26 protein-coding genes are annotated in these 25344 nt (G+C 74.9%); 9 read left to right on the plus strand and 17 right to left on the minus strand.

The window, feature by feature from the left end; all coding sequences use genetic code 11:
* Positions 1-52: 52 nt before the first annotated feature.
* The 4 genes from Q2K19_RS29890 to Q2K19_RS29905 all read right to left on the minus strand — a co-directional run bounded on the left by Q2K19_RS29890 (position 53) and on the right by Q2K19_RS29905 (position 5141).
* Positions 53-1336, minus strand: a complete 1284-nt coding sequence (locus Q2K19_RS29890; protein ID WP_302765502.1) for a citrate synthase — start codon at positions 1334-1336, stop codon at positions 53-55.
* 196 nt (positions 1337-1532) lie between these two features.
* A complete protein-coding gene (locus Q2K19_RS29895; RefSeq protein WP_302765503.1) occupies positions 1533-3578 on the minus strand; it encodes a sulfatase-like hydrolase/transferase in 2046 nt (681 codons plus the stop codon).
* Positions 3571-4986 (minus strand): SAM-dependent methyltransferase, encoded by a 1416-nt coding sequence (locus Q2K19_RS29900; RefSeq protein ID WP_302765504.1) that lies wholly within the window; start codon positions 4984-4986, stop codon positions 3571-3573. The genes Q2K19_RS29895 and Q2K19_RS29900 overlap by 8 nt, the downstream gene beginning before the upstream one ends.
* A gap of 5 nt (positions 4987-4991) precedes the next feature.
* Complete coding sequence (locus Q2K19_RS29905) at positions 4992-5141, minus strand: hypothetical protein (RefSeq protein WP_302765505.1); 150 nt, start codon at positions 5139-5141, stop codon at positions 4992-4994.
* Positions 5142-5323: 182 nt separating this feature from the next.
* Between Q2K19_RS29905 and Q2K19_RS29910 the strand changes: the two genes are divergently transcribed.
* On the plus strand, positions 5324-5722 hold the full coding sequence (locus Q2K19_RS29910) for a VOC family protein (protein ID WP_302765506.1): 399 nt from the start codon (positions 5324-5326) through the stop codon (positions 5720-5722).
* 16 nt (positions 5723-5738) lie between these two features.
* Here the strand turns inward: Q2K19_RS29910 and Q2K19_RS29915 are convergent, their stop codons facing one another.
* The 5 genes from Q2K19_RS29915 to Q2K19_RS29935 form a co-directional block, all read right to left on the minus strand.
* Positions 5739-6476, minus strand: coding sequence for a helix-turn-helix domain-containing protein (locus tag Q2K19_RS29915; protein ID WP_302772830.1), 738 nt, complete (start codon positions 6474-6476; stop codon positions 5739-5741).
* A gap of 81 nt (positions 6477-6557) precedes the next feature.
* Positions 6558-7787 (minus strand): glycosyltransferase, encoded by a 1230-nt coding sequence (locus tag Q2K19_RS29920; RefSeq protein ID WP_302765508.1) that lies wholly within the window; start codon positions 7785-7787, stop codon positions 6558-6560.
* 2 nt (positions 7788-7789) lie between these two features.
* Positions 7790-10204 carry an ArnT family glycosyltransferase gene (locus Q2K19_RS29925; RefSeq protein WP_302765509.1) on the minus strand — a complete coding sequence of 805 codons (2415 nt, stop codon included), beginning with the start codon at positions 10202-10204 and terminating at the stop codon, positions 7790-7792.
* A 45-nt stretch (positions 10205-10249) separates the two neighbouring features.
* The gene (locus tag Q2K19_RS29930; RefSeq protein ID WP_446839782.1) at positions 10250-11722 is read right to left on the minus strand and encodes a HAMP domain-containing sensor histidine kinase; all 1473 of its coding nucleotides are present in this window, start codon (positions 11720-11722) and stop codon (positions 10250-10252) included.
* A gap of 25 nt (positions 11723-11747) precedes the next feature.
* On the minus strand, positions 11748-12488 hold the full coding sequence (locus tag Q2K19_RS29935) for a response regulator transcription factor (RefSeq protein ID WP_302772832.1): 741 nt from the start codon (positions 12486-12488) through the stop codon (positions 11748-11750).
* 173 nt (positions 12489-12661) lie between these two features.
* Here Q2K19_RS29935 and Q2K19_RS29940 point away from each other — a divergent pair, with 173 nt between their 5' ends.
* Positions 12662-13483 carry an FAD:protein FMN transferase gene (locus Q2K19_RS29940; protein WP_302765513.1) on the plus strand — a complete coding sequence of 274 codons (822 nt, stop codon included), beginning with the start codon at positions 12662-12664 and terminating at the stop codon, positions 13481-13483.
* 71 nt (positions 13484-13554) lie between these two features.
* Positions 13555-14346: an alpha/beta fold hydrolase gene (locus Q2K19_RS29945; RefSeq protein WP_302765514.1), complete on the plus strand. Its 792-nt coding sequence runs from the start codon at positions 13555-13557 to the stop codon at positions 14344-14346.
* A gap of 7 nt (positions 14347-14353) precedes the next feature.
* On the opposite strand, the gene Q2K19_RS29950 is transcribed toward Q2K19_RS29945, so the two are convergent.
* Positions 14354-14578: a hypothetical protein gene (locus Q2K19_RS29950; RefSeq protein WP_302765515.1), complete on the minus strand. Its 225-nt coding sequence runs from the start codon at positions 14576-14578 to the stop codon at positions 14354-14356.
* Positions 14579-14749: 171 nt separating this feature from the next.
* Between Q2K19_RS29950 and Q2K19_RS29955 the strand changes: the two genes are divergently transcribed.
* Together Q2K19_RS29955 and Q2K19_RS29960 are read left to right on the plus strand one after the other, a co-directional pair.
* On the plus strand, positions 14750-15715 hold the full coding sequence (locus Q2K19_RS29955; RefSeq protein WP_302765516.1) for a serine/threonine-protein kinase: 966 nt from the start codon (positions 14750-14752) through the stop codon (positions 15713-15715).
* Positions 15716-15802: 87 nt separating this feature from the next.
* Complete coding sequence (locus tag Q2K19_RS29960) at positions 15803-16231, plus strand: OsmC family protein (RefSeq protein ID WP_302765518.1); 429 nt, start codon at positions 15803-15805, stop codon at positions 16229-16231.
* 6 nt (positions 16232-16237) lie between these two features.
* Here Q2K19_RS29960 and Q2K19_RS29965 read toward each other — a convergent pair whose 3' ends face one another.
* Positions 16238-17188 carry an endonuclease/exonuclease/phosphatase family protein gene (locus Q2K19_RS29965; RefSeq protein WP_302765519.1) on the minus strand — a complete coding sequence of 317 codons (951 nt, stop codon included), beginning with the start codon at positions 17186-17188 and terminating at the stop codon, positions 16238-16240.
* Between the two features lie 330 nt (positions 17189-17518).
* On the opposite strand from Q2K19_RS29965, the gene Q2K19_RS29970 reads away from it, so the two are divergent.
* Complete coding sequence (locus tag Q2K19_RS29970; RefSeq protein WP_302765520.1) at positions 17519-18346, plus strand: hypothetical protein; 828 nt, start codon at positions 17519-17521, stop codon at positions 18344-18346.
* 6 nt (positions 18347-18352) lie between these two features.
* Here Q2K19_RS29970 and Q2K19_RS29975 read toward each other — a convergent pair whose 3' ends face one another.
* The 5 genes from Q2K19_RS29975 to Q2K19_RS29995 form a co-directional block, all read right to left on the minus strand.
* Entirely contained in the window at positions 18353-18889 is a 537-nt protein-coding gene (locus Q2K19_RS29975) for an ATPase (protein ID WP_302765521.1), read from the minus strand.
* A 124-nt stretch (positions 18890-19013) separates the two neighbouring features.
* Positions 19014-19460, minus strand: a complete 447-nt coding sequence (locus tag Q2K19_RS29980) for a response regulator (RefSeq protein WP_302772834.1) — start codon at positions 19458-19460, stop codon at positions 19014-19016.
* A 73-nt stretch (positions 19461-19533) separates the two neighbouring features.
* Positions 19534-19881 (minus strand): STAS domain-containing protein, encoded by a 348-nt coding sequence (locus tag Q2K19_RS29985; protein ID WP_302765522.1) that lies wholly within the window; start codon positions 19879-19881, stop codon positions 19534-19536.
* 89 nt (positions 19882-19970) lie between these two features.
* The gene (locus tag Q2K19_RS29990; RefSeq protein ID WP_302765524.1) at positions 19971-21020 is read right to left on the minus strand and encodes a cobalamin B12-binding domain-containing protein; all 1050 of its coding nucleotides are present in this window, start codon (positions 21018-21020) and stop codon (positions 19971-19973) included.
* Positions 21017-22777, minus strand: a complete 1761-nt coding sequence (locus Q2K19_RS29995) for a PP2C family protein-serine/threonine phosphatase (protein WP_302765525.1) — start codon at positions 22775-22777, stop codon at positions 21017-21019. Before Q2K19_RS29995 ends, Q2K19_RS29990 begins: the two co-directional genes overlap by 4 nt.
* A gap of 248 nt (positions 22778-23025) precedes the next feature.
* Here Q2K19_RS29995 and Q2K19_RS30000 point away from each other — a divergent pair, with 248 nt between their 5' ends.
* Both Q2K19_RS30000 and Q2K19_RS30005 read left to right on the plus strand, forming a co-directional pair.
* The gene (locus tag Q2K19_RS30000) at positions 23026-23391 is read left to right on the plus strand and encodes an STAS domain-containing protein (RefSeq protein ID WP_302765527.1); all 366 of its coding nucleotides are present in this window, start codon (positions 23026-23028) and stop codon (positions 23389-23391) included.
* A gap of 46 nt (positions 23392-23437) precedes the next feature.
* Positions 23438-23785 (plus strand): STAS domain-containing protein, encoded by a 348-nt coding sequence (locus Q2K19_RS30005; RefSeq protein WP_302765529.1) that lies wholly within the window; start codon positions 23438-23440, stop codon positions 23783-23785.
* A 68-nt stretch (positions 23786-23853) separates the two neighbouring features.
* Here Q2K19_RS30005 and Q2K19_RS30010 read toward each other — a convergent pair whose 3' ends face one another.
* Positions 23854-24168, minus strand: coding sequence for a hypothetical protein (locus Q2K19_RS30010; RefSeq protein WP_302765531.1), 315 nt, complete (start codon positions 24166-24168; stop codon positions 23854-23856).
* A 186-nt stretch (positions 24169-24354) separates the two neighbouring features.
* Between Q2K19_RS30010 and Q2K19_RS30015 the strand changes: the two genes are divergently transcribed.
* Entirely contained in the window at positions 24355-25326 is a 972-nt protein-coding gene (locus tag Q2K19_RS30015; RefSeq protein ID WP_302765532.1) for a DUF2267 domain-containing protein, read from the plus strand.
* Positions 25327-25344 lie beyond the last annotated feature (18 nt).

Genomic DNA, 25344 nt, shown 5'->3' on the forward strand with positions numbered 1-25344 from the left:
CACGAAGGCCGCCGACCCGCAGGGGTCGGCGGCCTTCGGCGTCAGACCGGGGTCAGCGCTGCTCGGCGGGGACGTAGTCCCGCTCGGCGTAGCCGGTGTAGATCTGCCGGGGGCGACCGATCTTGGTCTCCGGGTCGTTGATCATCTCGCGCCACTGGGCGATCCAGCCGGGGAGGCGGCCCAGGGCGAACAGCACCGTGAACATCTTGGTCGGGAAGCCCATGGCCTTGTAGATCAGGCCGGTGTAGAAGTCCACGTTCGGGTAGAGCCGGCGGGAGACGAAGAAGTCGTCCGCGAGGGCGATCTCCTCGAGCTGCATCGCGAGGTCCAGCAGCGGGTCCGGCTTGGCCATCCGGTCGAGCACGTCCTGGGCGGCCTTCTTCACGATGGCGGCGCGCGGGTCGTAGTTCTTGTAGACCCGGTGGCCGAAGCCCATCAGCTTCACGCCGTCCTGCTTGTTCTTCACCTTCTGCACGAAGGTGCGGACGTCGCCGCCGTCGGCCTGGATCCGCTGGAGCATCTCCAGGACGGCCTGGTTGGCGCCGCCGTGCAGCGGGCCGAAGAGCGCGTTCACGCCGGCGGAGACCGAGGCGAAGAGGTTGGCGTTGCTGGAGCCGACCAGCCGCACGGTCGAGGTGGAGCAGTTCTGCTCGTGGTCGGCGTGCAGGATGAAGAGCATGTCCAGCACCCGGGCCACCACCGGGTCGACCTCGTACGACTCGGCCGGCACACCGAAGGTCATCCGGAGGAAGTTCTCGACGTAGCCCAGCGAGTTGTCCGGGTAGAGCAGCGGCTGGCCGATCGACTTCTTGTAGGCGTACGAGGCGATGGTCGGGACCTTCGCCATCAGCCGCACCGTGGACATCTCCACGTGTTCGGAGTCGAACGGGTCCAGGCTGTCCTGGTAGAAGGTGGAGATGGCGCTCACCGCGGAGGAGAGCACGGCCATCGGGTGCGCGTCACGCGGGAAGCCGTCGAAGAAGCGGCGCATCTCCTCGTGCAGCAGCGAGTGCCGCCGGACCCGCTCGCTGAACTCGGTCAGCTGCGCCTGGGTGGGCAGCTCCCCGTAGATGAGCAGGTAGGAGACCTCCAGGAAGGAGGACTTCTCGGCCAGCTGCTCGATCGGGTAGCCCCGGTACCGCAGGATGCCGGCGTCACCGTCGATGTAGGTGATCGCGGACGAGCATGACGCGGTGTTGACGAAACCGGGATCGTAGGTGGTCATCCCAGTTTCCTTGAGCAGACTGCCCACCTTGATGCCGGCGGGGCCCTCGACCGCGGACTGCACCGGCATCGACAGCTGCCCACCGGGGTGGTCGAGCTTGACTTCCGTCATGTGTTCCTCGCTTCGCCGGCAAGATCTTCGTTGAATTGCCTTCGCTTTTACCGTAGTCACGATAGGGAGGACACCGCTCGTCGTGGTTCGAGGGTGAGGTATGCGTCACCCGATTCCCGACTTGCCGGCTGGGAAACCCTGTGGAAGCGCGCCCAGGTCGGTGCCGGCCCGACCGCCACCGACGGCCACGCGGCCATCAGGAGAGGGTGAGCCGGCGCAGGCCGCCGTCGGCGCCGATCCGGTAGATGTCCAGCCGGTTGACCCCGGCCGCGAAGAGCCGGTCGTCGGGAAGGAAGGCGGCGAACCGCCGGCCGCCCTGGTCCGGCGGGACGACCGGGACGACCGCACCGATCGTGCCGTTGACCGCCACCGCGAGCCTCGTCCCGTCCGGCACCGAGGCGGGCACGGTGCCCCAGACCAGGGCCGGCAGTTCCCCGTGCGCGGGGTCGACGGCGCGGAACGCGTCGAGGTCGGCCACGGTCGCCGTACCCCCGGCGGGCCTGTCCCCGACCCGGGTGCCGACCAGCGGGTCCGGGGCGGGCGCGGCGGGCGGGCTCGGCACGCCGCCGGTGATCTTCAGCGGCTGCCCGGGCCGGTCGTAGAAGCGCTTGTCGGCCCGCGCCCGCGGGGCCTGCTTCGCCGAGCGGCCGTCCATCCGCCAGGGCACCCGGATGTGGGTCTCGTCCAGGATCGTGGGGAGCAGGTCCACGTGCTCCCAGTTCCGGTCGTCGACCTTGCCGGCGCGCTGGCCCGGCTCCTTGACGAACATCGGCACCCAGGCCACCTGGTCGGCGGCGTGGTTGATGGCGTCCAGGCCCCGGCCCTGCCAGTCCTTGCGGAAGCTCACCCCGTGGTCGGCGGTGACCAGGATCAGCGCCTTGTCGTACAGGCCGGTGGCGCGCAGGGTGCGCAGCGTCTCCCCGATCAGCCGGTCGGTGTAGCCGAGCTGGGCCAGATGCCGCGCCCGGGCCAGGTCGACCCAGCCGACGCCGTCGTTGGGCAGGTCCTCCGGGGCGGCGTAGTGCGCCCCCGAGGGCAGGTACGCCCACGGCGAGTGCGGCATCAGCAGGTGCAGGAAGTGCAGGGTGGGCCGGGCGGACGGGCGCAGCCCGGCCAGGAAGCTGGTGAAGCGCGCCGGCTGGTTGTCGTCGAGGGTGTCCCAGCGGAACTTCGGGTCGTCGGGGACCGGTTCGGCGGCGTCCAGCCCCGCCTCGGCCCGGGTCAGTTCCCGGTACGAGTCCTCCGGGTCGGCCCGGCTGTCCACCGGCGCGGTGACCTGGCGCAGCAGCTTGCCGCTCTCCCGGACCAGCACCCCGAGCCCCTGCTGCGGGCTGACCGGCTGGTCGCAGCGGCTGGGCGGGCAGAGCCGGGTGATGCTCTCCTCGGCCTTGACCTCGTAGAGGCCGCCGAGGGCGGTGAACAGGTTGTCCGGGTACTGCGAGTAGTGCGGGGCGAACGGTTCGGCCGGGTAGCGGCCGGTCAGCATGGCCGGCAGCGCGTAGGGCGTCCAGCCGCTGACCCCGGTCGCGTCGCGATACCAGGTCGAGCCGGCGGCCAGCTCGGCGAAGTGCGGGTACCGGGTGGCGTCGATCTTCCCGTCCGGCCCGAGCAGCGAGACCAGGGGCAGCTCGTCCAGCACGATCATGACCACCGGTGGGTGCGCCCCGGCGCCGGCCACCCCGGCGGCGCCGCCGTGGCCGCGCGGCAGCACCACCGCCGAGGCGGGCGAGGCGAACAGGAACAGGCCGACGAAGACCACCGGCCCCACCGCGGCCACCCGCAGCACCCGCGTGAGCGCCCGCCACCGCCGGTGCGCGGCCGCCCCGGCGACCCCGGCCACCGCCGCGGCCAGCAGCAGCGGTACGCCCCGCAGCGGCGTGGTGTGCCGCCCGACCTGCACGGCGAGGGCGGCCAGCAGCAGCCCCACCAGCAGGGTGTGCACGGCCGCCCGGGCGACCCGACCGGCGGGCAGGCTGGCCGCGCCGAGCAGGGCGAGCGGCACCGTCGGCGCGACCGCGACCAGGGCCACCAGAAGCAGCACGTCGAGCCGGGTGGCCTGGTGGAACAGGAAGAAGTCGGGGCTGCGGCCGAGCACGTCCAGCAGCGGCTGGGTGACCACCAGGCCGACCAGCGCCAGCACCTCCGCCAGGCGGCCCAGCTCGGCCCGCCAGGTGCCCCGGCGCCGGGGCGGCTCCGGTGGGGCCGGCCGGACGGGTGGGGGCGCGAGGGTCCGTTCAGCCACCGACCACCACCTGGTAGAGCGTCCGGGTGCCGGAGGGCAGCTGGGCCCGGTGCGCGACCCGGCCGTGCCGGGCGAGCAGCGCCTCGAACGTCTCCCGCCGGTAGTCCGGGAAGAGGCCGTCCGGCTTGTTGGCCAGCAGCCGGCGGGTCATCGGGTCCTGGGGGTGGACGAACTCCACCACCAGCGTGCCGCCGGCCGCAGCCAACCCGACGAGCTGGTCCAGCACCTGGGCCAGCGGGACGTTGCGGCCGATCGCCAGGTGGTGCACCAGCGCCAGGGCGAGCACCACGTCGGCCCGGGCCCGGTCGGCGAAGGCGGCCCGCTCGACGCCCCGCCAGCCGCCGCCGGGCGACGGGTCGGCCAGGTCCATGACCAGCGGCAGGATCCGCCGCTCCCGCTCGTCCCGCAGTGCCCGGTAGAGGGTGTCGACCACGGTCGGGTCCTGCTCGACCGCCACCACGTGGTCGGCGTGCCGGGCGGCGATCCGGGCGTACCGGCCGTCGTTGGCGCCGAGGTCGAGCACCAACCCGGGGCCGGTGGCGGCCACCGCCCGGTCGACGAACTGCTCCTTGACCTGCCGGTCGGCCACCGAGTACGCGCAGCTGCGCTGGTAGTCCGCCCAGTGGCTCTCCCCGGGCCGGTGGTCCAGGCGGCGGACCAGCTTCGCCAGCCCGCGTACCGTCGCCAGGGCCAGCTCCCGGGAGTATCCGGCGGCCCGGAGCTGGTCGCGGACGTCGGTGGTGCTGGCGCGGGCGTTGCGGGCCTGCATCGCGCCGTGCAGGTGGACGTGGGTGAGCACCCCGGCCCGCAGCCGGCGGGCGCCGCCGAAGAGCCGGCGCATCTGGTCCGGCTCGATGCCGTCGATCCGGGCCCGCAGCCAGGGCTGGAAGTCGAGCCCGAGGTGGGCCTGGAGCAGCAGCGGGTAGAGCATGGTCTGGCAGAACTGCCGGTAGCCGGCCCAGGGTTCCCCGTCGCGGGCCGGCTCGAACGAGCCGATGTCGATGAAGACCGGCGCGACGCCCCGCCACTGGAGGTTGTAGGCGGAGCCGTCCTTGGTGGTGAACCCGGCGTCGAGGGCCGCCGCGAGGATCTCCAGGTGCAGCAGGGCGGCGTCGCGCAGCATCCCGTACGACCACTCGTAGGGGTGGGAGACGAACGGGATGCGTTCGTGCCGGAGCACCGCCGCCCAGGGCACGTCGACCGGGGTGGGGATCAGCTCCTCGGTGCCGCAGACCTTCCCGGAGGCGAGCAGCTCCTGGAAGAAGTCGCTGGCGGCGAGGGCCCGCCAGTCGCGGGCGGACCGGTCGTCCAGGCCGCGGAACACCTCGCCACGGCGGTGGAAGACCCGGTTGCCGGGGTCACGGAAGGAGCCCGGCTCGACGCGTACGCCGGGGTCGGAGACGGCCACGCGGGTCAGCCCTGGTCGGTGGGCTGGCGGCGGAACCGGGCCACCAGGCGACGCCAGTAGAGCTTGACGGCCACCGCGGCGCCGGCGACCCCGCCGACCACCGCCTGCACGATCAGGCTGCCGGACCCCGCGTCCAGGTAGGCCAGGTGCGTCACGGCTGCTCCCTTCCCCTCGCCCGCTTGTCGAAGCCCAGCCCGATATACGGGCTTTCGCCCCTCTAAGCCGGACTTGTCATTCACCGTACGCCTTCGGGCGAAACCGTGGGCCACAACGGTCACTCGGCCACCGTCCGATCCGTTCAAGACAACCGGACCCGCCGGCCCCTACCGTGGCCGCCATGACACCGCACTTCGACCTGATCGGCATGGTCGTCACCGACATGGGCCGCACGCTCGACTTCTACCGCCGCCTGGGACTGCCGGTCCCACCCGGCGCGGAACGCGAACCGCACGTGGAGGTCACCCTCGACAACGGCGTCCGGCTGGCGTGGGACACGGTGGAGACGATCCGCAGCTTCGACCCGGGCTTCACCCCGCCCACCGGCAGCCCCCGGGCCAACCTGGCCTTCCGCTGCACCGACCCGGCGGGGGTGGACCGCTGGTACGCGGACCTGACCGCCGCCGGCCACCACGGTCACCTGCCGCCCTGGGACGCCTTCTGGGGCCAGCGCTACGCGGTCCTGCACGACCCGGACGGCAACGGCGTCGACCTGTTCGCCCCGCTCAAGAGCGACTGACCCACCGCCGCGCCGATCAGGCCGGCAGCAGGCGGGACGGGGGTACGCCGGCGAACTCCTTCACGTCCCTCGTGAGGTGGGCCTGGTCGGCGTACCCGGCCAGCGCCGCGGTCTCGGCCAGCGGGGTACCGGCGCGGGCCAGGTCGAGGGCACGGCGCATCCGCAGGATGCGGGCGAGGGTCTTCGGGCCGTACCCGAAGAGGAGCTGGCTGCGCCGGTGCAGGGCCCGCGCCCCGAGGCCGACCTCGGCGGCGGCCGCCGCGACGGTCGCGCCGGCGGCCAGCCGGCCGGCGACCCGGACGCCGAGCGGGTCCGGCCCGCCGGCCGCCCGCAGCCGCGCCGCGGCCACGGTTTCCAGCAGCGCGGCGACCGGTTCCGCGCGGACCGGCCCGGCACGGTGGTGGCGGCCGGGGTCGACGCCGGCGACCCCGGCGATCCGGTCGGCCAGCTCCGCGGCCGCCAGCCCCCACAGGTCGGCGAGGAGCACCCGCTGGTCCCGCAGCTCGTGGGCGGGCGCCCCGAAGACGGCCGGTCCGACGCCGGGCGGGAGGCGCAGCCCCACCCACCGCTCCCCCGGCGCGCTGGCCGACAGGTGGGCGGTCCGATCCGGCCCGGCGACCAGCAGGCCGGCCCGGCTGGACCAGAGCAGGTCCAGGCAGCCGTCCGGCAGCACCCGCGCCGGCGCGCCACCGGCGGCGACGCTCTCCCACACCACCGCGCCGGCGACCCCCACCGCGGCCCGCTCCCGGTACATGCCCCCACCCTCGGCGACCATGAGGTCGTTGTCACGTCCGTCGGCGTGTCGCGACAACAACCTCATGGTGGACCGGGTGGGTCAGCGGCGGTGGTGATGCATGGCCAGGCGCAGGAGGGTGAAGCGGAGCGCGGTGGCCGCCAGGTTCGCCGCGACCAGCACGGCCAGCTCCACGGCCCGGGGTGGGGTGCCGGCGGCCGCGTGCAGGAGGGCCAACGACCCGCTGGTCAGGGCCAGGCCGAGGGCGAAGGCGAGCAGGCCCTGGAGGTGGTGCCGGGCGGCGTGCCGGCGACCCGTGACGCCGAAGGTGAGCCGGCGGTTGGCGGCGGTGTTGGCCACCGCGGTCACCAGCAGCGCCAGCAGGTTCGCCGCCTGCGCCCCGAGCGGACCCCGGGCCAGCACGAACAGCAGGAGGTACGCGAGCGTGCTGGCCACCCCGACGGCCGCGAACCGGGCGAGCTGCCGGGGCAGCCCGACCGGCACCTGGGCCGGCGGCGGGTGCAGGGGCGCCCGGCCGAGCTGCTGGCGCAGGTCCGCCACGGGCAGCGCCCCGGTCACCAGCGCCCGGCCGAGCCGCCAGATGCCGCGCAGGTCGGCCACGGCGGTGGCGACGATGTCCACCCGGCTGTCGGGGTCGTCCACCCAGTCCACCGGCACCTCGTGGATACGCAGCCCGGCCCGCTGGGCCAGGACCAGCAGCTCGGTGTCGAAGAACCAGCCAGTGTCCTGGACCAGCGGCAGCAGGCCCGCCGCCACGTCGGCGCGGATCGCCTTGAACCCGCACTGGGCGTCGGAGAAACGCACCGCGAGCGTCCCGCGAAGCAGCAGGTTGTAGCCGCGCGAGATCACCTCCCGCTTGGCGCCCCGCACCACCCGGCTGGTCCGCGCCAGCCGGGTGCCGATGGCCAGGTCGGAGTGCCCGGAGATGAGCGGCGCGACCAGCGGCAGCAGCGCCGCCAGGTCGGTGGAGAGGTCCACATCCATGTACGCCAGCACCGGCGCCGGGGAGACCGACCAGGCCGCCCGCAACGCCCGGCCCCGACCCTTGGCATCCAGGTGCAGCACGCCCACCTCGGGCAGCTCCGCGGCGAGCGCCTCGGCCACCGCCAGGGTGCCGTCGACGCTGGCGTTGTCCGCCACGGTGATCCGGAACGGGTACGGGAAGTGCTCGGTGAGGTGGGCGTGCAACCGCCGTACGCAGGGACCGAGGTCGGCCCCCTCGTTGTACACCGGGACCACCACGTCCAGCACGGCCGTCGGCGTCGTCGACCGGGCGCCCACCGCCGCCCGGGGTTCCCTCGTCCAGGTCATGGTCACCCCTGCTTTCCGCTGCTGAGGTCGTACACGGTCACGCCGTCGACGGTCGTCGCGGTGAAGTGCTCGGCGACCCAGTTGGCGATCTCCTGGGAGGCGTTGCTGCCGCCGCTGGGCCGGAACCCGCCGCCGCCGATGAAGTAGTGGATCTTCCCCTCGGCGACGTACCGCTGGAACTGGGCCAGGGTCGGGGACGGGTCGCTGCCGTTGAAGCCGCCGATCGGCATCACCGGTTCCTGGGCGGCGAGCTGGTAGCCGGAGGCGTTGTTCGACCCGACGGTCGCGGCCACCCAGGTGTAGCGGTCCGCGTCGGCTTCCAGCAGCGCCTTGAGCTCCGCGCTCGGTTCGCGGGCGTCGAGCAGCCCGCCCATGCCGCCGCCCCGCGACGAACCACCGCCGCCCGGGAAGCCGGGGAACTGCCCGTTCGGGCCGCCCGCCGGGAAGCCGGGGAACTCGCCGTTCTGCGCCGTGCCACCGTTCGCACCGCCGGGCAGTTGGCCGTCCTGGCCGGTGCCGCCGTCGCGGACCCCGCCGTCCCGGCCGCCCGGGAAGCCGCCGGGGAAGCCACCGCGACCCCCGGGACCGAAGGCGCCCTGGACGGCCGGCCCGGCGCTGGGGATCGACCCGGTGTGCGGGGTCGCCGCCGTCTCCAGCGCGTACCCGACCGGGCCGGCGAGGGCGGCCGCCGCGCCGAGCGCCAGCACCACCGGGGCGAACCGGCGCGGCAGCCGGTCGACGAGCAGCAGCAGCGCGGCGGCGGCCAGGCCGACCACCAGGACGGCACTCCGCAGCCACGGGTGCCAGTCGGCGCTGCGGCCGAGCAGGTGCCAGGACCACCAGGCGGTGACCGCCAGGGTGACGGCGAGCGTGCCGGTGGCCGCGAGGGCGCGCCGGCCGGCCGGTGCCGGGCCGCCGCTGGGGGCAGGGCGGGACATACTCGTCGCGGGCGCGGCCCCGGCCGGCGTCGCGGCCGGACCCGCGTCGGCCCCGACCGAGCCGCGATCCGTCGGCGGAACCGGGCCCGACCCGGTCGGGTCGGCGGGGACCGCCGGCGGTACCGGAGCGGAGAGCGCCGGCGGGACCGGGCCGAGCGTCGCGGCCGGCGGAATCGGGCCGGCGGCCGTGGCCGGCGCGTAGCCGGGCGTGCGGACGGTGGCCGGCGGGGTGGTCCGGGCGCGCCACAGCAGGGTCACCCCGATGCCCACCAGCGCCCCGATCGCCGGGGCCAGGGCCACCGTGTAGTACGGGTGGAAGATCCCGGACATGAAGCTGAAGATCAGGCCGGTGACCAGCAGCCAGCCGCCCCAGAGCAGCAGCCCGGCCCGGGTCCGGTCGGTCCGCGCCGCCCGACCGGCCAGCCACACTCCGGCGACCAGCAGGATCAGCGCGGCCGGCAGCAGCCAGGAGATCTGCCCGCCCACCTCGGTGTCGAACATCCGCAGCAGGCCGCTCTGGCCGGAGAACGGACCTCCGCCGCCGCCACCCATCCGGCCGACGCTGCCCTCCTCGTCGCCGGTGATCCGGCCCAGGCCGTTGTAGCTGAGGGTCAGCTCCACAATGCTGTTCTGCTGCGAGCCGCCGATGTAGGGGCGGGCACCGGCCGGGACCAGCTCCACGATCGCCACCCACCAACCGGCGGCGACGACCACGGCCAGCCCGGACAGCAGCAGCTGGCGGATCCGCCGCCAGAGGCCGGTCGGCGCGGCCAGCAGGTAGACCCCGGCGAAGACCGGGATCACCAGGAACGCCTGGAGCATCTTGGTGAGGAAGCCGAGGCCGACCAGCGCGCCGGTCAGCACGATCCACCGGGTGCTGGCCGTCTCCACCGCGCGCACCGTGGCGTACGCGGCCGCGACCAGGAGGAACACCAGCAGCGCGTCGGGGTTGTTGAACCGGAACATCAGCGTGGCCACCGGGGTGACCGCCAGCACCGCGCCGGCCAGCAGCCCGGCGACCGGGCCGTACCAGCGGCGGACGGCCGCGTACAGGACGCCGACCGAGGCCACCCCGAGCAGCGCCTGCGGCACCAGGATGGACCAGCTGCTCAACCCGAACACCCGGACGGAGAGCGCCATCAGCCACAGCGAGGCGGGGGTCTTGTCCACCGTAATCGAGTTGGCCGCGTCGGAGGAGCCGTAGAAGAACGCCTTCCAGCTCGCAGAGCCCGCCTGCACCGCCGCTGAGTAGAAGGCGTTGCCCCAGCCCGAGGCGCCCAGGCCCCACAGGTAGAGCAGCGCGGTGGCCAGCAGCAGGGCGGCCAGGGCCGGTCCCGCCCAGCGCGGGTCCCTTCGCGGCGGTTCGGCGGGCGGGTGGGCCGCCTCAGTCCGGACCGGTTCCGGGGCGGGCGCGGGGGCCGGGTCGGTCGCGGGCGACCCGGCCGTGGGCGCGGTCAGCAGGCTCTCTGTTCTGTCCATGCCGGCAAGCGTCGGGCGGCCCGCTGGTCCGGCCCGATGAACTAGCTATGCGTCGGCTGTGGAATCCGGCAGCCGGACCGTGAGCACGGTCTGCCCGGGGCGGCTGGCCACGTCGACCCGGCCGTGGTGCGCCTCCACCACGGCGGCCACGATGGCCAGGCCGAGGCCGGTGCTGCCGTGCGCGCGGGAGCGCGAGCTGTCGCCCCGGGCGAACCGCTCGAAGACCTCCGGCTGGAGGTCGGCGGGGATGCCGGGACCGTCGTCCGCGACGCTGACTTCGACGCCGTCGGCCACCGGGGTCAGCCGGGTGGTGACGGTGGTCCCGGGCGGCGTGTGCACCCGGGCGTTGGCCAGCAGGTTCGCCACCACCTGGTGCAGCCGGTGGCCGTCGCCGGTGACGCTCACCGGCTCGTCGGGCAGGTCGAGCTGCCAGCGGTGCTCGGGGCCGGCCACGTGCGCGTCGCTGACCGCGTTCACCAGCAGCGCGGTGAGGTCGACCGGCTCGGCCGCGAGGGGCCGGCCGGAGTCGAGGCGGGCCAGCAGCAGCAGGTCGTCGACGAGGCTGGTCATCCGGGTGCTCTCCGACTCCACCCGGCGCAGCGCGTGCGCCACGTCCGGCGGCACCTCGTCCCGGCCCCGGCGGGCCACCTCGGCGTATCCCCGGATCGCCGCCAGCGGGGTACGCAGCTCGTGGCTGGCGTCGGCGACGAACTGGCGTACCCGGGTCTCGCTGGCCTGCCGGGCGGCGAGCGCGGCGGCGACGTGGCCGAGCATCCGGTTGAGCGCGCCGCCCACCTGCCCCACCTCGGTACGCGGGTCGGTGTCGGCCTCCGGCACCCGCACCGACAGCGCCACCTCGCCCCGGTCCAGCGGCAGCTCGGTGACCCGGGCGGCGGTGGCGGCGACCCGGTTCAGCGGCCGCAGGGTGGCCCGGACGATCAGCGTGCCGAGGCCGCCCGCGATGACCAGACCCGCCCCGACCAGCCCCACCTGCGCGACCATCATCCACATGACCGTCTGTTCGACGTCGGAGAGCGGGATGGCGACGCTGAGCACGTCCCCGTCGGGCGTGCGATGGGCCACCGCCCGATAGTCGTCCCGGCCGCCGAGTTCGACGGTGCGGGGCCGCCCGTCGAGCGGGAGCGCGGCAAGCGCGGCGACGTCGGCGGCGGGAACGGTGTCGACCGACCCGGACTCGGCTCGGGAGGTCGCCGTCGTGACCCCGCAGGCGACCCGCATCGCGATCGAGCCGGGCGGAAATCCGCGCGGCGGCTCCGGTGCGGTCTGGTCGCAGTGGTCCACCGGCCGCCGCGGATCCCCCGGCTGACGCAGCCAGGGCGGCAGGTCGTCGGTGTCGGTGCCGGTGCGCCGGTCGCCCATGGTGAGCTGGCTGTCCACCCGGCCGACCAGGAAGTGGCGCAGGGCGACCGTGCTCACCCCGCCGATGCCGACGCTGACCAGCGCCAGCAGCGCCAGCACGGAGAGCACGAGCCGCCGGCGTAGCGACCAGCCGGCCAGCCGACGCCGCAGCCGCCCCGCCGGGTCACTCCGCCGGCTTGAGGACATACCCGGCGCCCCGCAACGTGTGGATCATCGGCTCGCGGCCCGCGTCGATCTTCTTGCGCAGGTACGAGATGTAGAGCTCCACGACGTTGGCCTGGCCGCCGAAGTCGTAGTTCCAGACCCGGTCGAGGATCTGTGCCTTGCTCAGCACCCGGCGCGGATTGCGCATCAGGTAGCGCAGCAGCTCGAACTCGGTGGCGGTGAGCGTGATCAGGTCGCCGCCCCGGCGTACCTCGTGACTGTCCTCGTCGAGGCTGAGGTCGCCGACGGTGAGCACCGCGTCCTCCCGGGCGGCGACCGCGAACCCGGAGCGACGCAGCAGGGCGCGCAGCCGGGCGATCACCTCCTCCAGGCTGAACGGCTTGGTGACGTAGTCGTCGCCGCCGACGGTGAGCCCGGCGATCCGCTCCTCCACCGCGTCGCGCGCGGTGAGGAAGAGCACCGGCACGGTCGGGGCCTCCTCGCGGAGCCGGCGCAGCACCTGGAAGCCGTCGAGGTCGGGCAGCATCACGTCGAGCACCACCGCGTCCGGCTTGAACTGCCGGGCGGTGCCGATCGCGGTGATCCCGTTGGCGGCGGTGGAGACCTGCCAGCCCTCGTAGCGCAGCGCCATCGAGAGCAGGTCGGTGAGCGTCGGTTCGTCGTCCACCACCAGCACCCGCACCGGCTCACCGTCCGGCCGGCGCAGCTCGATCCGGCCCTGCGCGGCCCGCCCCTCCATGACCATGTCCCCCATCGTGGGCCGGCCCGCTGTGCCGAGCCTGTCCCCATCCTGTGTACCAGCTGTGCAGGCCAGTCGGGATGGGTCGCGTCCACCGCCCCGCCGGCCGGAGGCACAGCGTGGTCACAGGTACGCCCCACGTCGCCTCCAGCCTCCCCGGGCACGCTGCCCGTATGAGCGTGGACGGGACCTTCGAGGTCCGCTGGTGGTGGCGGGACCGGCCGGTACGGGTGGCGGTGACCGACCGTACCGCGCTGCCGGCGGCCCGGCGTACGGTGGCGCGCCGGCTGGCCGGGCTGCGCGTGGTCGACCTGGAACTGGCCCGGGCGCACCGGGCCGCCGGCCGGCCCGTGCCGGTCGGCCCGCTGCTGCGGGACCTGCTGTCGGTGGCGCTCGGCGCCGCCGAGGCGACCGGCGGCGCGGTGGATCCGACGGTCGGCGCGGCCCGGCTGCGCCGGGCCGGGGGGCCGCTGCCGGCCTGCGGCTCCGGCTGGGGCGCGGTGGAGCGGGGCCGGGACTGGCGGGCCGTGTCGCTCCGCGGGGACCTGCTGGCGGTGCCGCCGCCGCTCTGGCTGGACCTCGGCGGGACGGCCAGCGCGTACCTGGTGCAGCGCTGCGCCGAGCAGGTGGCGGCCCGGCACGGGACCGGGGTGCTGGTCGCCCTCGGGTCCCGGATCGCCGTGGCGGGCCCGGTGCCGGTGAGTGGTTGGCGGGTGGCGCAGGGGCCGCCGACGCTGACCGGCGGCGCGCTGGTCACCGCCGACGTGCTACGCCCGGACGGCGGCGGGGTACGCGACCCGCGTACCGGTGGGTCGCCGGCCGCGGGGTGGGATGCGGTGACCGTGGCCGCCCCCGACGCGGCGCGGGCCGCGATGCTGGCGGTGGCCGCGCTGGCGCGCGGCGCGGACGGCCCGGAATGGCTGGCCGGGCAGGGCGTCCGGGCGTGGCCGCGGGCCCACCGGACGGCCCTTCCGCAGCCGGCTACCCGGTGGTAACTTGCCGGCATGTCCATCGACGGCCGTCCGCCCCGACCGCGGGCCGGGCACATCCCGCCGCAGGTGCGGCGATGAGCGCTCCCGTCGAGGTGGTCTTCGAGCGGCGCGGCGCCGGGTCGCCGCTGGTCCTGCTGCACGGCATCGGGCACCACTGGGCCGCCTGGCTGCCGGTGCTGGACCGGCTCGCCGAGGCGCACGACGTGATCGCGCTGGACCTGCCCGGCTTCGGCCGGTCCCCGGTGCCGGTGGCCGGGCTGCCGACGGACATGCCCGGCCTGGTCGCGGCCGTCGTCGAGGTCTTCACCGCGCTCGGGCTGCAGCGACCGCACGCGGCGGGCAACAGCCTCGGCGGCGCGATCGCCCTGGAACTCGCCGCCGCCGGGACGGTCTCCTCGGCCACCGCGCTCTCCCCGGCCGGCTTCTGCACCCCGGCCGAGCTGCGCTGGGCGCTCACCGTGCTGAGCCTGCACCGCAACGCCGCCCGGCTGCCCGAGCCGGTGCTGCGGTCGCTGTTCGGCTCACCGGCCTTGCGGACCCTCGCCATGGGAATGATCCTGGCCCGCCCCAACCGGATGGCGCTCGACGCGGCGCTGGCCGACGCCCGGGCGCTGCGCGAGGCGCGGGCCTTCCGCGCGGTGGCGCGCGCGGGACGGGGCTACGCCTTCGCCGGCGCGCCCACCGTGCCGGTGACCGTCGCCTGGGGCACCCGGGACCGGATCCTGCCCTACCGGCAGGCCGCGCTGGCCCGGACCCGCCTGCCCGCGGCCCGGCACCTCGACCTGACCGGCTGCGGCCACGTGCCGATGCACGACGATCCGGAGCTGGTGGCCTCGGTCATCCTCGGCACTACGGGAGCGGCCTGACCGCCGCTCACTCGGTGGCGCCGAACGGTTCGGTCCGCACGTACCGCATGGTCCAGGTGCCGTAGCCGTCGCGGTGGTCCCGTTCGTAGAGGTGGTCGGCCTCGCCTACGGCCCGCCCGTCCGGGTGGCGCAGGATCCACCGGTGCGGCGGCTCGCCGTCCGACTCGGCCGGCACCTCCCGGACCAGCTCGTCGGCGGGTCCGCCGACGAACCGCACGCGTACCAACGCCACCCCGCACCCTCCGTTCCGCAGCCGGCACCCACCGTCACGGCGGCCCTGGAGGCGAAGCTACCCCGCCCCGCCGCGCGCCGGGCCCGAAACCCCCGGCGGTTTGCCCTGCTGGGGGCCGGGGTACCGCGATCCGAAGCAGGTCGGGGGCCGGACGAGGGCGAGGAGTGGTCGATGAGGACGCTGGGCGGGCGGTACGAGCTCGAACAGCGCGTCGGCATCGGCGGGATGTCGGAGGTGTGGCGCGCCCACGACCTCGTGCTGGACCGGACAGTCGCGGTCAAGCTGATCTCCCCCGGGCTGGACGGCGAGGCCACCTCGGTGGAGCGGATCCGGGCCGAGGCGCGGTCCGCGGCCCGGTTGGTGCACCCGAACGTGGCGAGCGTGCACGACTTCGGCACCTCCCCGGCCCCGGACGGACGCGAGGTGCCCTACATCGTGATGGAGCTGGCCGAGGGTGAGACGCTCGCGACGCACCTGCGCGAGGGTCCGCTGGACTGGCGGATCGCGGTCCGGGTCTGCGCCGAGGTGAGCGCCGCGCTGGCCGCCGCGCACGCGCACGACATCGTGCACCGCGACGTGAAGCCGGCGAACGTGATCCTCACCCCGGCCGGGGTGAAGGTGCTCGACTTCGGCATCGCCACCTCGCCCGGGGCGGTCGACCACACGCCGGACGGCATGGTGGTGGGGACCCCCGCGTACCTGGCGCCGGAGCAGCTCGACCGGCAGCCGGCCACCCCGGCGGCCGACATGTACGCCCTCGGCGTGCTGCTCTACTACGCCCTGTCCGGTCGGCTCCCGTACGCCGCCTGCAGCGCGACCCAGTTGCTGGGCGAGCGCCGGCGCCAGCCGCCGGAGCCGCTGCCCCCGATCGAGGGACTGCCGGCGGAGATCGCCGACCTGTGCCGGCGCTGCCTCGCCGACGAACCGGCCGCCCGGCCCACGAGCCTGATGGCGGCGCTGCTGCTGGCCGAGGTGGTGGACGCCCGGGTGTACGTCCCGATGCTGGCGGCCATGCCCCGGCAGCGCTCCGCGGCGGTGTCGCCGTGGACCGAGCGGGCGGCCGCCGAGGCGACCGAGGCGATGGCCGTCGAGGCGCACCCGAGGGACCGGACCCGATCCTCGTCACCGGCGCACTGAGGTTCTCCGGCAGGTCAGAGCGGCCCAGCTGCGGTTTCGCCGGACGGGCGTCGGGTAGCCGGGCGGGTGACTGACGGGAGGAACGCGATGCCGGATCCGAGTTCCTGGCTGCCCGAGACGGCCACGGCGACCGCCGCCGGCGGTCACGTGCGCACCGACGACGGGGGCCTCTCCACCGCCCTGGCGTCCCCGCTGGCGCCGCACTGCACCGGCCTGACGCCCGAGCAGCTGCTGGCCGCCGCCTTCGCGTCCTGCCTGCATCACGCGGCAGTGGAGGCGGCCGGCGAGATCACCGACGAGGCGCACACGGTCGAGGTGACCGCGGAGGCGAAGCTGGGCCGTGACGACGACGGCCGGTACCGGGCCGACGTGCACGCCGAGATCTCCTCCGCCGGCCTCACCCGGGAGCAACTGGCCGACCTGGTCGCGCACGCCGATCGGCTATGGCCCTTCTCCAGCGGCGACAGCAGCCGGCACCGGCTGACCGTCACCCCCGCGGAGAACGCGCGGCACTGACCGCGCTCACCAGCGGAAGCCGGCGGTCACCGCCCGATGGTCGCTGTCCGGGGTGTGCAGCACCCCCGCCGCGGTGGGGGTGAGCCCCCGGTAGAGGACGTGGTCCGGGCGGGTCACCGGGAGGTCCGCCGGCCAGGTGAAGCCGAACCCCTGTCCGGCGTCGGCCTGCGCGTCGCGCAGCAGCCGGGTGAGCGGGACGAAGACCCGGTCGGTGGTGGCGGTGTTGAGGTCGCCCAGCACCACCAGCCGGGGAGCGTCGTCGGCCCGGACCGTGGCGGCGAGCGCGGCGAGGGTCTCGTCCCGGGTGGCGGTGTGTCCGGCCCGGGCGGAGCCCAGGTGCACCACGTAGACGACCAGGTCGCCCTGGGGGGCGGCCACCACCGCGCGGAGCGCCCGGTCCCAGCCCAGGCCGGTGTCCACGCCGTGGGACGCCCGGATCGGCCACCGGCTCCACAGCGCGACCGTCGACACCGCCGCCCGGTGCGGATAGCGGTGGCCGAGCGCCGCCTCCACCCGGTCGCCGTCGTCGACCTCCTGGAGCCCGATCAGGTCCGGGGCCGCACCGACGAGCGCGTCGAGCGTGGCGGCCGGGTCGGGATTCCCGGACCGCAGGTTCTGGCTGGCCACCCGGACCGAGGCGGGGCCGGCGCCGGCCGCGGGCGGCAGCCACACGCCGCCGTAGAGGGCGAGCCAGAGCAGCGCGGGGAGGGCCACCGCGACCAACGCCCACCTGGAGCGGCGCAGCGCCGCCGCAAGCGCGAGCAGGGGTACGCCGAGGCCGAGCAGCGGGGTGGCGCTGTCCACCAGGCTGCCCAGGCCGTGCACGTTGGGCACCGCCCGGTGGCCGGCGAGGAGCGCGGCGAGCAGCACGGCGAGGACGATGACCACCGATCCCCGCCGGCCCCGCCGGCCGGCCGGGTCATCGGCGGCCCGTTCATCGACCATCTGCTCCGTCACCGTCCGCATCGTATAGAGCCGCCCGACCGCCGGCCGCGGTGATCCCGGTACGGCCACCGCCACCGTCCCTGGCCCTCCGGCCCCCACCCGCATCCCCGGCTGAACGAGGTGCTCATGGGCCGAACGGAGGAGGGGCGTGCAGGCCGGCAGGAAAACGATCATCCGCCTGATTCGCACTCCCCTTTCCCATATTCCTGACAAATACGAAAGGCAAGAAGCGCCCCTTTCATGGATCACCGAGCGTAATGCCGGTGCGGATCATGGCAAATTGTGGCGCATGCCACCAACTACCCCGATGGCAACGGCCGGGATGCTTTCTAGCCTCGGCGGGTGCAGCCCGACGACTCCCCTGAGCAGCAGCCGACCGAGAAGCGCCCCGTTCGCCGTACGATCGACCCGGCATCAGCCGAAAGGAGGATCGGGCGGCACCGGGCCCCCGAGCCGCCCCGTCGCCGGCCCTTCTCGTCGGCCCCCGCGCGGATCGCGGTCGCCACCGGTGTGACCTGCTGCCTCGGCCTCATCGGCTTCGTCGGGGCCGAGGACACCGGCCAGCACCACGAGCCCGTCCGCGAGATGATGGCCGACCGCGCGGCCGCCGACGCGCAGCAGCGCGCCTCCCGCGACTTCGAGCGGACCGCGGTACCGGTCACCCCCCTCCCGGTCGCCACCCCGAGCCCCACGCCCACCAGGAAGGCGCCGAAGAAGCCCGTCCGGCCCAAGCACCCCCGCCCGGTCGCCGGTCTCGACCAGCGCCAGATGGACAACGCCAAGACGATCGTCGACGTCGGGCGGGCCATGAAGCTGCCGCGCAAGGCGCTGGTGATCGCCGTCGCCACCGCCATGCAGGAGAGCAACCTCTACAACCTGGCCAGCGACGTGCTGCCCGAGTCCTACGACTACCCGCACCAGGGCAGCGGCTCCGACCACGACTCGGTCGGGCTGTTCCAGCAGCGGCCGAGCAGCGGCTGGGGCACCGTCGCCCAGATCATGCGCCCGGCGTACGCCGCCCGCGCCTTCTTCAGCGCGCTCGAGGAGGTGCCCGGCTGGCAGGACATGAGCCTCACCCAGGCCGCCCAGGCCGTGCAGGTCTCCGCCTTCCCCGACGCGTACGCCCAGCACGAGCAGCGGGCGACCACGGTGGTCGCGGCGCTGGTCTGAGCCGGTTCAGGCGGCCGCGCTGCGCTCGGCGGACCCCGCCCCGGCGTCACCGGACGCGCCGGCGCCCCGGGTCGCCGGCACCCCTGCCGCCGCGGTCGCCGTGTCCGCCGGAACCGTGTCGACCCGCGCCCCGGACAGGATCTCCTCCACCCGGGCCTCCCGCCGCCGGCGGGCCAGCAGCGCCGCCTCGAAGTCGCGGCGCGCCCGCACCGCCTCGGCGTACGCCTGCTCACGCACCCGGTGGGCCTCCTCCCGGGCGGCCTCCAGCTCGCTGCGCGCCGCGGCCAGCAGCGCGGCGGCCTCCCGCTCGACGGCCGCGGCGCCGGCCCGGACGGCGGGGAGGTCGCCTTCGGCCGGCGCGGTGCGGCGGCGGAGGAAGTCGCAGAGGTGGCTCGCCTCCTGCCGGATCTGATCGAACTCGCGGCCGGCACCGGCGGCGCTCTCCGCCCGCGCCGCGAGCCGGACCAACCGGATCCCCAGCTCGTCGAGGCAGGAATCCACCTGCCGCTGGTCGTAGCCGGTCTCAACGACGGAGAACCTCATACTGTCGCCCCCCAGGCAGCTGGTGTTACTTCCCCACCTGCCGATCCTGAGGGGTGACGCCGACTCGCGCGGCCGTTCCCGCAAATTGTTCAGCATCCGCGCGCCGGCGCTACCAGCCGGCAGCTCAGGAGTGCTTGGGGAGCACGACCACGCGGCCGAAGAACTCGTCGATCCGGCGCACCACGTCGTTGAAGTCGTCCAGGTCGATCGGCTTCGTCACGTACGCGTTGGCCTGGAGGGTGTAGCTGCCGAGGATGTCGGTGTCGGCGTTGGAGGTGGTGAGCACGACGATCGGGATGGTCCGCAGGTCCTCGTCCCGCTTGACCTCGCCGAGCACCTGCCGCCCGTCCATCCGCGGCATGTTCAGGTCGAGCAGGATGACGTCCGGCCGCTGGGCCTCGCGGTGCCGGCCCTCCCGCCGGAGGAACTCGATCGCCTCCTGGCCGTCGCCGACCACGTCGATCACCTTGTCGACGTCGGAGTCCGCGAGGGCCTCCTCGATCATCAGGACGTCACCCGGGTCGTCGTCCACCACGAGGATACGAACGGGGCTCGGGGTGCGTGGGCCCATCAGGATTACCTGCTTCGTGTCGAGGGCGGAGCCGGACGCCACGATCGGCTCCCGGCCCGGGGAATCTAGCCGATCAGAGGCCCGCGGAGGAGGCCGGGTCGGGCGCGTCGGCCTCGTATCGGAGGAGGTCGGCGAGCCCGGTTATCTGGAGCACCCGGGCGACCCGGCCGGTCGCCCCGGTGACCCGGAGCCAGCCGTCGTCGGCGGCGAGCAGGTTGTCCCCTCGGACGAAGGCCGCGATGCCGGTCGAGTCGCAGAAGGTCAGCTGGCTGAGGTCCAGCAGCAGCTGCCGGCGGCCCTCGGCGATCAGCCGGTCGATGGCGTCGTTGAGCTGCGGAGCGGTGCTCAGGTCGAGCTCGCCGGCAAGCTGGAGGCAGGCGTCGCCCTCGTCCCGCTGGGCGTACGTGACGGCGAACGCCACCGTGGCCCCCCTCGCTCCCACCACAAGCGGGACGCTTGCAGTTCAGCAAGTATACGCGGATTCCCCCGCCGAGCCTGAATCCAGGCCGGTCACTGGGTCGGCTTCGCCCCCGACCCGGCGACCAGCACCCGGGCCCGCTCCAGGAAGCCCCCCGCCCGGGGAAAGTCGCGCAGCTGCTGTCCATAGTGATCGAGGGTGAGCCCGACCGCGCGCGCCGGGACGTGCCGGCTGGTCAGGATCTCCACCAGCCACTCGGTGAACTCGGTGAACAGCGTCTCGTCGTCGACGTAGAGCGCGGCAGCCAGGAAGTCGACGATGTAGCCGAGGTCGCTGACGGTCGAGTCGAGCTGCGCCGGGGTGTAGTCGCGCACGGCCGGCACCCGCTCGCGCAGGTCGGCGAGCGCGCTGTCGATCAGCTCGCCGCGCCGCTTGACCAGGCTGGCGTACTCGTCGTCGGCCAGGTGGTCCAGCCGGGCGGGCGGCACGGCGTGCAGGGCCCGCTCGTCGGCGACGAGGTCGGCCGCGGCCGGCGCCGCCGGGGCCCACGGCACCCCGAGCAGCCGGGCCCAGCGCCCGTCGTCGCCGAAGCCCCGCCCACCGACCAGCACCGGCACGTCGGAACGGCGGCACGCCTCGATCATCCGGTGCGCGTACGGCAGGCGCATCGGCAGCGCGCAGGCCAGGGCGACCGCGTGCGCGTCGTACCGGTGCAGGTAGGAAACCAGGTGGGCGGCGGGGACGCTGGCCCCGAGGAAGGTGACCTGCCAGCCGCGCAGCCGCAGCACCTCGGCCACCAGCCGGGCCGGCAGCGCGTGCCACTCGCCGTCCATGCAGGCCACCACGATCCGGCCCCGGGTAGGCCGCGGATCGGCGTACGCGGCGACGGCCGCCACCACCCGCTCGCTGATGTGGGTGGCCGCGTGCTCCTGGGCCACGCTCCACTCGTTGCGCGCCCACCGCTCCCCCACCTCGGCCTGCGCCGGGGCGACCAGCTCCAGCAGCACCCGCTCGGCCGGCACCCCGGCCGCCAGCAACGCGGTGGCCACCTCGACCGCGGCGTACTCGTCGGCCTCCTCCAGGCACTCCAGATAGCCCGGGTAGGCGGCTGCCGGGTCGGCGGCCAGGGTCCTCGCGGTCACGCGCGGGCTCCTCTCGTCTCCTGGGCGCCGGCCGGGCCGGGCACCGCGTGCAGATGTCGGGCCGGCCTGGTCGCCGAGCCGGTCGCCCGCAGGGCGAGCACTGCGATGTCGTCGTGGTCGCCGTGGGCCAGCCAGTCACAGGTCACCTGCTCGACCCGCTCGGCCAGCGCCGGGGCCGGCATCCGGTGACAGCCGGTGATCGCGTTCAGCAGCCGGTCGGCGCCGAACTGCTCGTCGCCGCGCCGCCCGCCCCGCGCCTCGGTCACCCCGTCGCTGTAGAGCAGGCACGTCTCGCCGGGCGCCAGCCGCACGGTGACCTCGCCGATGCGGGGATCCGGCACCACGCCGATCAGCATGCCGCTCAGCGGCACCGCCTCGACCTCACCGGACTCGCGCAGCACCAGCGGCGGAAGGTGCCCGCCGCCGGCCATGGTCAGGGCGAGGCTGCCGTCCCGGTGCGGGCGCACCACACCGAGCACCATGGTGGCGAAGCGCCCCTGCCCGTGCGCCTGGGTGGTCTCCAGCAGCGCGTCGTTGAGCAGCTTCAACAGCCGCGCCGGTTGGGACTCGACCCGGTGCAGCGCCTGCAGGCACTGGCGGAGCTGGCCGGTGAAGACGGCCGCTTCGACGCCCTTGCCGGACACGTCACCGAGGAAGAAGACCGAGCCGCCGTCGCCCAGCCGGTGCGACCCGTAGAAGTCGCCGCCGATCCGCAGCCCCGCCTGCGCCGGCCGGTACGCCGTGCCCCACTGCACGCCGGCCGCCGCCGCCGGTTCGACGGGCAGGAGGCTGGCCTGGAGAGTGTCGGCGACCTCCGCCTGGTCGCGGTAGAGGACCGCGGTGGTCAGCGCGGCGCCGGCCCGGGCCGCGAAGGCGCGGAGCAGGTCGACGTCGGCCTCGTCGTACCAGCGGGAGGAGCGGCGGGCGACCAGCAGCACGCCCGCCGGATCGTCCCGGCCCGGCAGCGGCACCACCCGGGCGGTCGTCTCGGCCGCCGCCAGCCCGGGCAGCCAGCCCGCCTCGATGGCCTGCTCGACCAGCCAGTCCACCGCGTGCGGCTCGGCGCCGGCGAGCCCTTCCTGGATCGCGGCGGGCAGGGCCGTGGCGGCGAGCACCCCACCGTCCACGGCCGACGCGCCGTCGTCCGCGCGGGCGGCCCGCCACCAGCGGGCCCGTCCCGAGCGGGGGGCCAGCACCAGCACGGCGACGTCCGCCGTGGTCGGCACCGCGAGGCGGACCACCGCGGCGGCGGCCCGGTCGGGGTGCAGCGGGTTGCCCAGCTTCTCGCCGACCACGGCGAGGAACGCCGAGCGGGCCCGCTCGGCGAGCAGCGCGTCGGCCCGGGTCACGCTCTCCGTGACGTCCTCGACGTACCAGCACCGGCGCCCCTTGGACAGCGGCACCTGACGCACCCGGAGCCGGCGGTCGTGGTGGGTGAACTCGGCCGGCTCGTCCCCGGTCAGCGCGTCCACGCCGGCGGCGGCGAGCACCTCGCCGGGCACCACCTCGGGGATCAGCCGCTCCGCGACGGGGCTCAGGTGACGGACCACCCCGTCGACGTCGTGGACGATCAGGCCCTCGCGGAAGTGCTCCACCACCTCAGACCAGTCGGGGCTGGCGAGACCGCGGTCCGGGGCGAGCGGCGGCAGGGCGGCTGCCGACGGAACGCCGGCGGACCACGCTGGAGCCCGTGCGGTACTCGGCGTGGCGATCCGTCCGTCGCCCGGGTCAGAATCCCTGACGTCGGCAGCAGTCACCAGCTAAGCCCCACTCCTTCTCGATACCCTCGGTCCACCGGAAACGGTGCGTGTGGTCAGATCTCTTCGCCCCACCCTACGCCGGTATGCAGGCACCGCCACCCGCGGCGAGCGGCGGCTCGCCCTGCCCGGCGCCACCGAGCGGGGCGGTTCGGGGGTTGTTACGATCCGGACAACCCTGTCCAACCGGCAGGCTGCGGAAAGGCGTGATGGTGGTATCTCAACGGAGAAGGCCGGACGCGACGCCGTTGAGCATCTTCGTGGACCGGTCCGATCCCGCGGCCCCGGCCATCCGGGTCGGCGGCGACCTCGCGTTCACCACCGCCGCTCCGCTGCGCACCGAGATCGACCTGCTGCTGGCCGACGGCCCGGCCATGCTCGTGCTGAACTTCGCCGACCTGCTGTTCATCGACAGCACCGGCCTGTCGGTGATCGTGCACGCCTGGCGCGAGGCGCAGCACGGCGGCACCGCGATCGAGCTGCGGGAATGCCCGCGCTTCCTGACGAGCATCCTCGACATGACCGGCGTCACCGGTCTGTTGGCCCGCCCGAAACACAACGGCCGCCCGGGGCTGCCCGCCGCCCGACCGTTGGGCGGATCGGCCTCGGCCTGACGACCCCGGGGTCTTCCCCATGGCGCAAGACTGGGAACATGGAGCCATGCCCTCCGAGCTGTTGACCATCCAGGTGGACCGGCTCGACGCCGGGCGGGCCCGACTGCGGCTGACGGGGGAGCTGGACTTCGACACCGCGCCGGACCTCATCGCCGCCGCCGCCGAGCTGCGCCGGGACGGCTACCAGGAGCTGCTGCTCGACTTCGACGGCGTGGCCCTGTGCGACTCCTCCGGGCTGAGCGCGCTGGTGGTGATCCACCGCGCGGGCACCCGCCCGATCCAGCTCACCGCCATGAACCCGCAGGTCCAGCAGTTGCTCGCCCGCACCGGGCTGGCTGAGCTGCTGGCGGCGCCGCCCCGCGCAGCGACCGACGGCACCCGCGAGGTCGGCTGACCCGCCTTCGGCGGGCAAGGGGTGGCCCCCGACCCTGGGACCAGGGGCCGGGGGCCGGGGAGGGTGGCTCAGGCGGCGGGCACGGGCTGCAGGCGCGGGCCGAAGTCCCGCAGCTGCCCCACCGTCGGCGGCTCGGCGTCCGCCGGCCTGCCGGAATCGGGCATCTGGAAGAGATAGCGGACGAACTCCCCACCCGCCTCGTTGTCGTCCGCTCCGGGCCACTGCCCCACGCAGTCGACACCGACGACCTCACGGCCGGTGCCGTCGGACTCCTCCACCAGGGCCCACAGCGTCACCTGGTAGGAGCGGGTGGTCTCGGGGTCGACCTGCCACCGCGCGTACCAGCCGGGTCGGGCGGGGACGATCTCGACGATCTTCTTCATGGCGACCTTCCCTTCCGCGTGCGCCGGAAGTCTCCGGGTCCACTCCGATGGTGGAGGGCCGCCGGGTGAGCGCCCCTCACCCGCAGCGAATGAAGCTCGCCCGCCGCCGACGGCACCGTTTCCTTCCCGGTAGCGCCGGGAAGGCCAGCCGCGGAAGGCGCAACCGACGAGGAACGAGGTGCGACGATGCGCAAGCAGATGGAGGGCGACAACCAACGCCGCCGGACCCTGGCCCGGGAGGCCCGGGAACGCGGTCGACGCCCGAGCCAGACCGGCGCCAGCCTGAGCGCGTCCAAGCAGGTCACCTCGCTGGACCAGCGCGAACGGTCCGGCCCGCCGCCGGCCGGGCGGCACAAGCCGGACACCACGCGCGGCGGTCCCGCACCACCGCCGGCCGGCGTGCCGGAACGCCCGCGGCCGCTGCCCGACCAAGGCCGCGGACGGGTGACCACCCTGGGCTACCGGGATCTCGTCGACGACGTCAGCCGGCGGGCCGGGGTCGACTTCTCCACCGCCAAGGTGGCGGCGGAGGCGACCGTCCTCGCGCTGGCCTGGGCGCTCGACGAGGCCGAGCGCGAACGGCTGCTCGAGGCGATGCCGATGAAGCTGCACGACGTGGTGCCGGTGGACGGCATCGAGCGCCGCCGCGACCTGCCCGGCTTCCTGGCCGAGGTGGGCCGACGCAGCCGGCTCACCCCGGAACAGGCGCGGTACCAGGCCGAGGCGACGCTCGCCGCGTTGGCCGACGCCGACGGCGAGCTGGTCGAGTCGCTGCGCGTACCGGACGGCCTGCGGGACCTGCTCGCACCGCCGGAGCCCGGCGGTGGCCTGGTGGGCCCGACGTCCGCCACCGCGCCGCTGAACGACGCGGAGCTGCGCGACGCGCTCGCCCGGCTGGTGTACTGGTCCAGCGACCGGCAGTCGCTGGTGCGCACCATCGAGCTGCCGGCCGGGAACCTGGACCGGGTGCTCGACCGCCTCGACCTGCTCAAGCTCGAGGTCGGGCGAGGCCCGCTGATCGGCCGGCCGGAACCGGACAGCGCGGTGATCACCGTACGCACCCAGCAGGTCGACGGGGTGACCGCGCTGGACGTGGATCTCGCCGGGCGGGTCGACGACGCGATCGACGAGGTGGGCGCCGGCATGAACTTCGGCTGAGCCGCCCCGGGGCCGGCG

The organism is Micromonospora sp. NBRC 110009, assembly GCF_030518795.1.
GTDB lineage: Bacteria > Actinomycetota > Actinomycetes > Mycobacteriales > Micromonosporaceae > Micromonospora.

Coding starts and splice junctions, on each gene's coding strand:
- Q2K19_RS29960 (WP_302765518.1), top strand. CDS start 15,803: ATGCCGGATCCGAGTTCCTGGCTGCCCGAGACGGCCACGGCGACCGCC.
- Q2K19_RS30010 (WP_302765531.1), bottom strand. CDS start 24,168: ATGAAGAAGATCGTCGAGATCGTCCCCGCCCGACCCGGCTGGTACGCG.
- Q2K19_RS29955 (WP_302765516.1), top strand. CDS start 14,750: ATGAGGACGCTGGGCGGGCGGTACGAGCTCGAACAGCGCGTCGGCATC.
- Q2K19_RS30015 (WP_302765532.1), top strand. CDS start 24,355: ATGCGCAAGCAGATGGAGGGCGACAACCAACGCCGCCGGACCCTGGCC.
- Q2K19_RS29935 (WP_302772832.1), bottom strand. CDS start 12,488: ATGGAGGGGCGGGCCGCGCAGGGCCGGATCGAGCTGCGCCGGCCGGAC.
- Q2K19_RS29925 (WP_302765509.1), bottom strand. CDS start 10,204: ATGGACAGAACAGAGAGCCTGCTGACCGCGCCCACGGCCGGGTCGCCC.
- Q2K19_RS29940 (WP_302765513.1), top strand. CDS start 12,662: ATGAGCGTGGACGGGACCTTCGAGGTCCGCTGGTGGTGGCGGGACCGG.
- Q2K19_RS30005 (WP_302765529.1), top strand. CDS start 23,438: ATGCCCTCCGAGCTGTTGACCATCCAGGTGGACCGGCTCGACGCCGGG.
- Q2K19_RS29920 (WP_302765508.1), bottom strand. CDS start 7,787: ATGACCTGGACGAGGGAACCCCGGGCGGCGGTGGGCGCCCGGTCGACG.
- Q2K19_RS29945 (WP_302765514.1), top strand. CDS start 13,555: ATGAGCGCTCCCGTCGAGGTGGTCTTCGAGCGGCGCGGCGCCGGGTCG.
- Q2K19_RS29890 (WP_302765502.1), bottom strand. CDS start 1,336: ATGACGGAAGTCAAGCTCGACCACCCCGGTGGGCAGCTGTCGATGCCG.
- Q2K19_RS29980 (WP_302772834.1), bottom strand. CDS start 19,460: ATGGGCCCACGCACCCCGAGCCCCGTTCGTATCCTCGTGGTGGACGAC.
- Q2K19_RS29910 (WP_302765506.1), top strand. CDS start 5,324: ATGACACCGCACTTCGACCTGATCGGCATGGTCGTCACCGACATGGGC.
- Q2K19_RS29915 (WP_302772830.1), bottom strand. CDS start 6,476: ATGTACCGGGAGCGGGCCGCGGTGGGGGTCGCCGGCGCGGTGGTGTGG.
- Q2K19_RS29975 (WP_302765521.1), bottom strand. CDS start 18,889: ATGAGGTTCTCCGTCGTTGAGACCGGCTACGACCAGCGGCAGGTGGAT.